This is a genomic window from Actinacidiphila sp. bgisy167, from assembly GCF_057707665.1.
In genome coordinates this window covers 1-10,551 of the sequence record NZ_JBYIQP010000131.1, presented here as the reverse complement: position 1 = coordinate 10,551, position 10,551 = coordinate 1, and the positions used below count along the sequence as shown (strand labels likewise).

At 71.9% G+C, this 10,551-nt stretch carries 8 protein-coding genes and 1 pseudogene; 6 read left to right on the top strand and 3 right to left on the bottom strand.

Annotated elements, in window-relative coordinates:
* Window positions 1-77: 77 nt before the first annotated feature.
* Window positions 78-1,022 carry a D-2-hydroxyacid dehydrogenase family protein gene (locus AC3ET4_RS29425; protein ID WP_431954785.1) on the bottom strand — a complete coding sequence of 315 codons (945 nt, stop codon included), beginning with the start codon at window positions 1,020-1,022 and terminating at the stop codon, window positions 78-80.
* A gap of 379 nt (window positions 1,023-1,401) precedes the next feature.
* Between AC3ET4_RS29425 and AC3ET4_RS29420 the strand changes: the two genes are divergently transcribed.
* The 3 genes from AC3ET4_RS29420 (at window position 1,402) to AC3ET4_RS29410 (ending at window position 3,718) form a co-directional block, all read left to right on the top strand.
* Window positions 1,402-1,842 (top strand): RrF2 family transcriptional regulator, encoded by a 441-nt coding sequence (locus AC3ET4_RS29420; protein ID WP_431954783.1) that lies wholly within the window; start codon window positions 1,402-1,404, stop codon window positions 1,840-1,842.
* Window positions 1,843-1,955: 113 nt separating this feature from the next.
* A complete protein-coding gene (locus AC3ET4_RS29415) occupies window positions 1,956-3,158 on the top strand; it encodes a globin domain-containing protein (protein WP_431954781.1) in 1,203 nt (400 codons plus the stop codon).
* Between the two features lie 17 nt (window positions 3,159-3,175).
* On the top strand, window positions 3,176-3,718 hold the full coding sequence (locus tag AC3ET4_RS29410; protein WP_431954779.1) for an NUDIX hydrolase: 543 nt from the start codon (window positions 3,176-3,178) through the stop codon (window positions 3,716-3,718).
* 22 nt (window positions 3,719-3,740) lie between these two features.
* On the opposite strand, the gene AC3ET4_RS29405 is transcribed toward AC3ET4_RS29410, so the two are convergent.
* On the bottom strand, window positions 3,741-4,652 hold the full coding sequence (locus AC3ET4_RS29405) for a class I SAM-dependent methyltransferase (protein WP_431954777.1): 912 nt from the start codon (window positions 4,650-4,652) through the stop codon (window positions 3,741-3,743).
* Between the two features lie 1,300 nt (window positions 4,653-5,952).
* Between AC3ET4_RS29405 and AC3ET4_RS29400 the strand changes: the two genes are divergently transcribed.
* A complete protein-coding gene (locus AC3ET4_RS29400; RefSeq protein WP_431954775.1) occupies window positions 5,953-8,643 on the top strand; it encodes an outer membrane protein assembly factor BamB family protein in 2,691 nt (896 codons plus the stop codon).
* A 194-nt stretch (window positions 8,644-8,837) separates the two neighbouring features.
* Here the strand turns inward: AC3ET4_RS29400 and AC3ET4_RS29395 are convergent, their stop codons facing one another.
* Window positions 8,838-9,770, bottom strand: a complete 933-nt coding sequence (locus AC3ET4_RS29395; protein WP_431954773.1) for a helix-turn-helix domain-containing protein — start codon at window positions 9,768-9,770, stop codon at window positions 8,838-8,840.
* 257 nt (window positions 9,771-10,027) lie between these two features.
* On the opposite strand from AC3ET4_RS29395, the gene AC3ET4_RS29390 reads away from it, so the two are divergent.
* Together AC3ET4_RS29390 and AC3ET4_RS29385 are read left to right on the top strand one after the other, a co-directional pair.
* A complete protein-coding gene (locus AC3ET4_RS29390; protein ID WP_431954771.1) occupies window positions 10,028-10,264 on the top strand; it encodes a hypothetical protein in 237 nt (78 codons plus the stop codon).
* A pseudogene (locus tag AC3ET4_RS29385) lies at window positions 10,245-10,459 on the top strand (MbtH family protein). Before AC3ET4_RS29390 ends, AC3ET4_RS29385 begins: the two are co-directional and overlap by 20 nt.
* Window positions 10,460-10,551: the final 92 nt, after the last annotated feature.

Below are 10,551 nucleotides of genomic sequence, written 5' to 3'. Positions count from 1 at the left end.
CCCCCCCCCCCCCCCCCCCCCCCCGGGCCGGGCCGGTCCGGCCGCCGGGTCGGTACGGCGGGAAACCAGCCGGCCGCTCAGGCCGTGAGCACCCGCAGCGGAGCGCCGTCGCGGAAGGCCTCGATGTCCTCCACCGCCTGCCGGTAGAAGACCTCGTAGGTCGCCTCCGTGACGTAGCCCAGGTGCGGGGTGAGCAGGGTGCCCGGCAGGGTCCGCAGGACGTCCCCTGCGGGCAGCGGCTCGGTGTCGTAGACGTCCAGCGCCGCACCGGCGATCCGGCGCTCCCGCAGCGCCGCGACCAGTGCCGCGGTGTCGACGAGCGGTCCGCGCGCGGTGTTGACCAGCAGCGCCGTCGGCCGCATCCAGCCCAACTCCTCGGCGCCGACCAGACCGGTGCTGCGCGCGCTGAGTTTGTAGTGCACGGTGACGATGTCGGACGTGGAGAACAGCTCCCGTTTGCCCACCGCCCGCACCCCGCACGCGGCGGCGTGCTCCGGGTCGAGGTTGGCACTCCAGGCCTGGACGTCCATCCCGAAGGCGGTGCCGATCGCCGCGACCCGGGTCCCCAGCCGGCCCAGCCCCACCACGCCGAGCGTCCGGCCGTGCAGGTCGCCGCCGATCGTGTGCTGCCACTCCCCGCGGCGCATCCCCTTCGCCTCCTCGGGGATGTGCCGGACCAGCGACAGGATGAGCCCCCAGGTCAGCTCGGCCGTGGCGTGCGGGACGCTCTGCGTGCCGCACACGGTGACACCGTGCCGGCGGGCGGCGTGCAGGTCCACGGACGCGTTCGCCATCCCCGTGGTCACCAGCAACCGCAGCGCCGGCAGCGCCGCGAAGCGCTCCTCGGTGAACGGGGTGCGCTCGCGCATGGCGACCACCACGTCGAAGCCGTCCAGCGCCTCGGCCAGCTCGGCCGTGCCCGCGAGGTGGTGGTGAAGGAAGACCACCTCCGCGCCCAGCGCCTCCCAGTCGGCGAAGCGGTGCGCCGCCTTCTGATAGTCGTCCAGGACGGCGATGCGCATCGTGCGGTCTCCTCGGCTCGGTCGGGCGAACGGGTGTGGGGCGTCCGTCGGCCTGCCCCGACCACCCTAGTATCCGCGCGGGACCCGGCCGGAACCGAACGCCGGGCGGGCGCCCGGTCCGGACAGCACCGCACGAGTCTGCCGCGCCGGTCGGTCCCCACGAGAGGCGGGACGAGCACGACGCCGGCGGCCGGTGATCCTCCGGCCGGGAACCTCCGCCGCCCTCGACGGTGCGCCACCACCGGCACGCGACGCCGCCGTCGACTGCCGGCGGTCCCGTGGACCCGCTGCCCGGACGGCGCCACGGAGCACGTGTGACGTGGAGCGCACACCTCCCGCTTAACTTGAATCTGCGATTCGCATTATCTAGCCTCAAGGCATGCGCCTGACGAAGTCCACCGACCTCGCGCTCCGTGCCGTGATGGCCCTCGCCGTGAAGGACGAGCCGTCCACCGCCCGGGACGTGGCCGAGGCGATACGGGTCCCGTACTCGCACCTGGCCAAGGTCGTGGCCCGGCTGCAGCGCCTGGGGGTCGTCGAGACCCGCCGCGGGCGCGGCGGTGGCCTGCAGCTCACCGCCGCCGGGCGGGCGGCCTCGGTCGGCCGCCTGGTGCGGGAGCTGGAGGGGGTCGGCGACGTCGTCGACTGCGAGGGTGAGACGCCCTGCCCGCTCGCCGGCGCCTGCCGGCTCCGCGGCGCCCTGCGCCGGGCGCAGGAGGCCTTCTACGCCTCCCTGGACCCGCTGAGCGTCGCCGACCTGACCGCCGCGCCCACGGGGCCCGTCCTCGTGGGGCTGGTCGGGTCCGGTCCGCGGGTCTGAACTCGACGACCCGGTTTCCTCCCCCCTTTCCGTCCGTGCCGAGCCCCTCGGCGAGGCATGCCTCCGCACGTCCTTGAATGCGACTTTCAGTATCCAATTAAAAGGAGCCGTCCATGCTCAGCGAGAAGTCCGCGGTGACCGTCCGCGCCACCCTGCCCGCCGTCGGCGGCGCGATCTCCGAGATCACCGCGCTCTTCTACGACCGGCTGTTCACCGCCCACCCCGAGCTGCTGCGTGACCTGTTCAACCGCGGAAACCAGGCCGCCGGCACCCAGCGCGAGGCCCTGGCCGGGGCTTTCGCCCACTTTGCCACCGCCCTGGTCGAACACCCAGGACAGCGTCCTGACGCGATGCTCGCCCGCATCGCCCACAAGCACGCTTCGCTCGGCATCAGCCCCGGCCAGTACCGCATCGTGCGCGAGCACCTCTTCGCCGCCATCGCCGACGTGCTGGGCGGCGCCGTCACCGAGGAGGTCGCCGCCGCCTGGGACGAGGTCTTCTGGCTGATGGCGAACGCCCTCATCGCCATCGAGCAGCGGCTCCACGCCGAGCGCGGCGTCCTGGCCGGGGACACCTGGCGTCTCTGGGAGGTCGCCGCGAAGGTGCGCGAGACCGAGGACGTCGTCTCCTTCCGGCTCCGCCCCGCGGACGGCCGGCCGCTGCCCGACTTCGGCCCCGGCCAGTACGTCTCGGTGCGCGTCGAACTCCCCGACGGCGCCCGGCAGATCCGCCAGTACAGCCTCTCCGGCGCCCCCGGCGACACCACGCGCAGGATCACCGTCAAGCGCGAGCGCGGCCTCGCCGGGAACCCGGACGGCGAGGTCTCGGCCCACCTCCACGACCACGTGGGCGAGGGCGCCCGCGTGGAGCTGTCGGCCCCCTACGGCGACGTCGTCCTCGCCGACGGCGGCGGACCCCTGCTGCTCGCCTCCGCCGGCATCGGCTGCACCCCGATGCTCGCCATGCTGCACCGGCTCGCCGGAGACGGCTACGCAGGGGCCGTGACCGTCGTCCACGGCGACCGCACGCCCGGGCACCACGCCCACGCCGCCGACCAGCGTGCCCTGGCCGAGAAGCTGCCCAGGGGCAGCGCCCACTTCTGGTACGAGGACCCGGGCACCGACGCGGCCCCGGGCGACCGCGCCGGCCGGGTCGACCTGTCCGGCGTCGACCTGCCCGAGGGACTGCGGGCCTACCTCTGCGGCCCCCTGCCCTTCATGCGCGCCGTGCGCGCCCAGCTCCTCGAGCGCGGTGTGCCCGCCTCCGCGGTCCACTACGAGGTCTTCGGCCCCGATCTGTGGCTGGCCCGCGACTGACCGGCCACACTGGTCGGATGGCGGGCAAGGCGGTCAGGCGCAGCGCGGGGATCCTGCTCTTCCGCGGCGCGTCGAGCGGTGCGCCCGAGGTGCTGCTGGCCCACATGGGCGGTCCGTTCTGGTCGACCAGGGACGCCGGGGCGTGGACGATCCCCAAGGGCGAGTACGAGCCCGACGAGACCGCCGAGGCGGCCGCCCGGCGCGAGTTCCTGGAGGAACTGGGCCTGCCGGTGCCCGAGGGCGAGCTGCTGCCGCTCGGCGAGAACCGGCAGCCCAACGGGAAGATCGTGACCGTCTGGGCCGTGGAGGGGGATCTCGACACCGGCCTCGTGGTCCCCGGGACCTTCTCCATGGAGTGGCCCCGGGGCTCCGGCCGGATCCGGGAGTTCCCCGAGGTGGACCGGGCCTCGTGGTTCCCGCTCGGCCCGGCCGCCCACGAGAAGATCCTCACAGGGCAGCGGACTTTCCTGGACCGGCTGCGCCGGATGCTCGACGGGGGCGGTGCCGGCGGTGCTCGTGGTGGTGCGGGCGGAGCGGGCCGGGAGGCCGGCGAGCCGTAGAACGACGCGGCCGCAGCCGCGTTCATCCGACCGGGTCCGGCCGGAAGCCTCCCGGGAGTGGTGCCTGCACCGGCCGGTCGGGCAGGCGGCGGGCCCTGACGAGCTGCTGGACGACCGGGGTGCCCTCGTCCGGGTGGTGCATCAGGTCGACGGCCTCGACGTGGAAGCCGTGCTCGGTGAGCAGCTCCTCCCAAGCCCGCGGTGCCAGCACCCACATCCGGGTCGACAGGGGAGGATCGTCGCGCAGCAGGATCACCTGCTCGCGTGGTGCGACTTCCGTGGACGGCCCGCGGCCGTGCAGGTCGGTGTGCAGGAGCGAGAGCACGAGCGGCGCACCGGAGCGCAGACCGTCGCGCAGCGCGGGCAGCACGCGTCGCGGATCGATGAACGCGAGGCTGCCAACGGCGTAGGCCGCGTCGAATGGCTCGGCCTCGGCGAGGTACGCGACCACGTCCCCGTGGACGAAAGCCACGCCCGGGACAGCCGCGTGCGCGGAGGCGGCGCGTGAGTGCTGCGTCGGGGAGCGTTCGATCCCGGTGACGAGAGCGCCGTGGACCCGCGCGAGATGGACGGCGTGGTGTCCCGCACCGGAGCCTATGTCCAGGACGCGCCGGCCGGTGACGTCGCCGAGGACTTCGGCCCCCGGTCCCACCCCCGCCCAGGGCGACCAGCCGAGGTGATCGGGGACGGGCGGCACGTACGCGCGCGCGAGCTGGCGCGCGCCGTAGACGGTCCAGGCGCGGGTGTTGATGTCCTCGACGGACATGGTGCCTCCTTCGGGGCCGGCGCCGGTTCCGCACCCCACGTCGAGGGCTCGCCTCCCGGCAGCGGGCGGCTGCAGCGTGGAGAGGAGCGAGCGTCCGGCGTCGGTGAGGGGTTGGTGGCGGTGGCCTCGGGCGTCGTCGCGGTCCCCTTCGTCCTGTGTGGTGAACATGCGGGGAGAGATACCCCTTTCGGCGGCGGCGCAAGGGGCGCACGGCCGTCCGTCCTGACGCGCGAGGTCGCTGACGGCCTCGACTGCGGGGCGCGCGTCCTCGTCATCGTGGGGCCACGCCCAGCGCGCGCGACCCCGCGCCCACGACCCCACGGGCAGGCCCTCCTCGTGCCCCCGGCGCACGACCCCGCACGCAGGCCCTCCTCGTGCCCCCCGCTCCCGCTCCCCGCGACGCGCCCCACGACATGCTCGCTGCCCCGCCGCCACCGACGGCGGGCCGACCGGGCACGTGATCCCGTACTGGCGTCCGGGTGCTGGAAGTTCAGCGCCAGGTGCATGAATGTCCGTGCCATGCCCACCTGGGACCCCGGAGAGGCGCGCGGTGTGTGCGCTTGTCCCGGCTGCGTACCGCATCCGGGTCCGCGACTGACGGGCCTCGCCCTTTGTGCCGGCGGTGGTTCACGCACCGTGACGCCGAACGTGGACAACGCCGGGAGACAGTGCATGACCGAAGTGCGGGCTTGCCTGTGTGCGGGGGAATTCCCACGATGGACGCTGTTCCGCCGGGCCGTCTTCTGCGCCGGGTGAGTTCCCTGAACCCCGTCAACCAGTAGGCGAAGAGCCAATTCGGCACGACATCGTCCCCGCTGTCCTCGGTACGGCTCAGGAGAGCTGCCGTGCGTACCGTCCGGCGTCAGGACGGATGCGCGGCTCTGCGGTCGCCCATGCCGGTGGGGTGCGGCGGCGGGTGCCCGTACGGGCCGCTTTTCGGTGCGGGGTCGCGGTGGCTCTCTTGCGGCGGACACCGTTCACTCGCTGACGTGCTGGTCGCGAGGTGACGCGCCCGCGGATACGGCGGTGCCGCGCCGGAACACGATCCCGGACGCACTTCTCGTGCGACGACGGCATGTTCCGGATGGCCCACCGCTCGCTTTTTCCTTTCTCGTTCAGGGCGACCCGATGGGCGGCCGTCAGTCCGGTTTTCCAAGTGCCGGGGAGGCCGCATGAGATGGCGTCGCGCCTTCCCCCATGGCAACCTCGGCGTGGCCGCGCCGATGGAAAAAGAAAGCCCGTGCCTTTCCGTTCCGTGCGCCTGAGAACCGTCTGCGGAGTTCTCCGCGAACGACGGCGCGCATCGCGCTCCCGATGAGCCGGCGTCCGAATGAGCGCCTCGGAGGCCGTCGTGACGAGGCCGTCCGGCCCCGCGGGTTTCCCTATGCTCTCGATCCCAAGATCAGCAAGGACCGGGAGGTACTTCCTCATGTCCCAACCCCGCATATCCCACGCAGGGCGAGGGCGGGTGCGTGCTGTGGTCGCCGGGCTGGCGATGGCGGGGCTCACGATGGCCCTGCCCGCCACCGCCGCGGCGGCCGCACCGTCCGCCACCGCCACCGCCACCGCCGCGGCCACCGCCACCGCGGCCCCGGTCGCGGCGACGGCCTCGGTGTCCGACTGGCCGTACGCCGGTGGCAGCCTCGGTGACACCCACAACGCCGCCGCCGAGCGCACCATTGGCCCTGACAACGTTGCCAACCTCAAGACCAAGTGGACCTTCACCGCAGGGGACAGCGTCTCGGCCACGCCGACCGTCGTGGATGGCTACGTCTACGCACCGGACTGGGCGGGCAACCTCCACAAGGTGCAGGCGACGACCGGCCAGAAGATCTGGAGCCACCGGATCAGCGAGTACACCGGGATCGCCGGCGACATCTCGCGGCTCAGCCCCGCGTACTGGAACGGCGAGATCGTCACCGGGAGCGGCGAACAGCGCAGCGACAGCACGGAGGGCGCGTTCCTCTTCGGGCTCGACGCCCTGACCGGCGCCAGGATCTGGAAGACCCAGATCGACGCGGACCCGACCGCCATCGTGACGTCGTCACCCGTCGTCGCCGACGGCGTCGTCTTCGTGGGCGTGTCGTCGAAGGCCGAGAAGTACGCCCCGCCGTACACCTTCCGCGGCAGTGTCGTCGCCCTCGACGCCGTCACCGGCGAGAAGCTCTGGAAGACCTATGTGGTCCCGCAGGGCTACACGGGCGGCGCGGTGTGGGGCAGCAGCCCGGCGGTCGACCCGAAGACGGGGCTGGTGTACGTCGGAACGGGAAACAACTACACCGTGCCACCCGGCGTCTGCACCTCTCCCGACGAGACCGACTGCGATCCCGGTGCGCCTGACAACTACCAGGACTCCGTCGTCGCCTTCGACATGCACACCGGCAAGATCGTCTGGGCCACCAAGACCCTGACGGCCGACACCTGGACCGTCGGCCAGCGGTTCGGGGACGACTTCGACTTCGGTTCCGGCCCCAACCTCTTCACCGCCACCGTCGACGGCAAGGCCACCGACCTGCTCGGCATCGGCCAGAAGAGCGGCGTCTACTGGACGCTCGACCCGGCGACCGGGAAGATCGTATGGGCCACCGCGGTCGGCCCGGGCGGCAACCTCGGCGGTCTGCAGTGGGGTTCGGCGGTCGACGGCAAGCGCATCTACGTCGCCAACACCAACACCAACCACCTGTCGGTCACCCTCACGTCCGCGACCGGGCAGAAGTCGACCACCACGGGTGGTTTCTGGGCCGCGCTCGAACCGGCCACCGGAAAGATCCTGTGGGAGACCGCGACGCCCGATGCGGCGTCCCCCATGTCCTTCGTGTCCAGCGCGAACGGCGTCGTCTACGGCGGGTCCACCAACCCCGCCGGCAACAACATGTACGCCCTCGACGCCGCGACCGGCGTCATCAAGTGGGGCTTCCCCAGCGGGGGCGCCGTCCTCGGCGGCGCGTCGATCGTGGACGGCTCGGTGTACTGGGGCTCCGGGTACCACACCCAGAACCTCGGCCCGTTCTTCCCGTCCAAGGGCGACAACGACAAGCTCTACGCCTTCTCCCTGCCGCAGACCCTCCCGCAGACGGTCTACGCCTCCCCGACCGCTGCCGCCTCCGCGGCGGACACCAGCTGCAGCACCCCCGCCTTCCGCACGATCAACGCGGCGATCAAGGGGGTGGCCGCCGGCGGCAGGGTCGTCGTCTGCGACGGCACGTTCCAGGAGAAGGTCGCCGTCACCAAGCCGCTGGCTCTCGAGGCCCGCTCGAACGTCACCATCGACGCGTCCGGCCTGCTCAACGGCATCGAGATCAGCGCGCCCGACGTCACGGTGACCGGGTTCACCGTGAAGAACGCCGTCGGCGAGGGGATCCTCGTCAACAGCGTGAAGAACGTGACCATCGCGAACGTCATCGTCTCGGACAACAACACCGGTACGGGCCCGAGCGCCGTCGCCAACTCCTATGCTCCTTGCCGGCCGACGCAGGGCAGGCCCGGCGACTGCGGCGGAGGCATCCACCTGCTCGGCAGCTCCGGCGTGACCGTGCTGGCCGGCACCGTCAGCGGCAACGGTGCCGGGATCGTCATCAGCGACGAGACCGGTCCCGCGTCGGGCAGCACCTTCAGCAACAACTCCGTGCACGGCAACGCCTCGGGATCCGGCTTCACCCTGGTCTCCCGCAACGGCGCGGCGGCGCCCGGCGGTGTGCGCGCCCCCGGCGCGGGCGGCGTCTTCGGCAACAAGATCACCGGCAACAATGTGTTCGACAACGGACGTGAGGCCGGTGGTGGAGGCGTCACCCTGGCGTCGGCCGTGGCCGGCGGCGCGGTCTACGGTAACACCGTGCAGAGCAACGTGATGACCGGCAACGGCTGGGCGGCGGTGACCGTGCACGGCGGCGTGCCCGGCCTGGACCTGGGCGGCAACGTCGTCAGCGACAACCAGATCGGCACCAACAACACCGTCGGGGACACCGAGACGGGCACCGCCGGCGATCTGCAGACCACGGGCATCCTGGTCAGCGTCGTGGACCCGATGTCCCTCAAGGTCACCGGAAACACGATCGCCGGCAACGTCTTCGGCATCTGGACGCACGGCCCCGTCACGGCGTCCGACGCCGCCGGGGCCAACCACTTCAGCAACGTCACCACTCCTGTGTCCGCCCACTGACGAGCTGGCGTCCCCGGCCCGGCGCCGTCCCGGCGTGCCGGGGGAAGAACACTCCGCCGTGTCCTGCCGCAGAACCGTCCGGCAGGGCACGGCGGCCGTGTCGATCAAGCCCTGGCGAGCGCCCCGGCACGCCCTCGGACGAGGGTGTGCCGGGGCGCCGAGGCGTGCCGGGGCGCCGAGGAGTCCCCGGCGCGTCAGCGCCCGAGCGAGCTCGGCGTCTCGCCGAAGTGCCGCTTGAACGCCCTGCTGAAGTGACTCACATCGGCGAAGTGCCAGCGAGCGGCCACAGCGGAGACGGTGTGCCCCTCGCCCGACGCCGCGAGTTCCTCGCGCGCTCGCTCCAGGCGGCGCCGTCGCACAAATGCCATCAGCGATTCTTCGGCGTCGGCGAACGCCCTGTGCAACGTGCGAACGGAGACCGACAGGGCCTTCGCTATCTCGGACGGCGACAGACGAGGGTCCAGGAGGCGGGCCTCCGCGCAGTCGCGGGCCGCTGTGCGCAGGGACGGGCGGAAGGTCGAGTCGGCCGACACCCCGCGGCTCATGAGCGCACCGGCCAGCAGATGCAGTACGGACTGATGAGCGGCGCTTACGCCCGCCGGACTCAGATCGCCGCGTGTCTCGCGGACCAGACGCAGCTGTCCCAGCAGCAGCCGCGCTTCGGGTGTGTTCTGCGACATGAGGGTGAGCCTCGGCACCCGACCGCGTCCTGCGGCGGACAGTGCCTCGGACGGCAGAAGCAGGACCCGGGCCCGTGTGCCGGGCCGGTAGGAGAACTCCCTCGGCACCCGTGCGTCCCGTACGCACAGGGTGCCCGGTGGGACCTGCAAGCTGCGACCGCCCTCGGTGAGGCTCATCCCGCCGCTGCGCACGACGTGCACCACCGTGTATCGCTCCGTGGCCCGCTTCATGCCGATGACGCCTTCCACCGCGTCGCCGTACTGGTCGCTGACCGAGATATCCCCGATCGTGGAGGATTCCATCCAGCACCGGTAATGACCGGCCGTGTACTGCTTTGGAACCCGAAGCGAGTGCACATGCCAAGGACGGGCGCGATTCAGGTGTCGCCATTGTTGCCGCACGAATTCATCGCGTTGCTCGTGCGCCAGTGCGACCTGGATGCGCATTCTTGGTGCACGGGAATGCTGCGGAGATCCGGCATCCGAGCCTGGGACAGTCACGCCGGAAGTGTATACGGGATCTCGAACGCGGTGTCGGCCGGTAGGGAGGCCACAGCTCACGGCACTGCTTCACCTCCGTTTCTGGGCGGCGGCACCCCGCGGCCATGTGGATCCTGCGCGGGCGGATGTGCACGCGCGCACGCCGGCGTCGGGCGGCTCGTATGGCATGCGCAGCGTCGGATCCGGACAATCCGATCTGCAACATGGGCGAATACATCGAGATTCGCGGGAAGGAGGACGCGGGAACGTTCGAGGCGGCCGTGCGACGCGTCGACTCGGAAGCCGGGATTTCAGCGCCGACTGGCTGCGTGAAACAGCGGCAGAGGGCGGTGAACCGCTCGGCCGGGCTGGTGCCGAGCGACCACTGCACCCGGTTTCCCGCACAGGTGCTTCTGCCTTCAAGAGGCAGACAGGTGAGGGATGATGACAAGTCCTTTTGAGGACTTGAACGCCGACTACCTCGTCCTGAAGAACGAGGAAGGCCAGTTCTCGCTCTGGCCCAGGTTCGTCGACGTGCCGGACGGACGGAGTCGGTCTTCGGGGAGGCTCCGCGTCAGGCACGCCTCGACTTCGTCGAGGCGAACTGGACCGACATGCGCCCCGAGAGCCTGATGGACGCCATGAACGCCGACTGAGCGGGGTCGGGGGCGGAGGTCGGTACGGCAGCGCCGGCCGGCGGGCGGGTCACGCCTCGCGGGCCGGCGCCGCTTCGGGCAGCGCGTGCTAG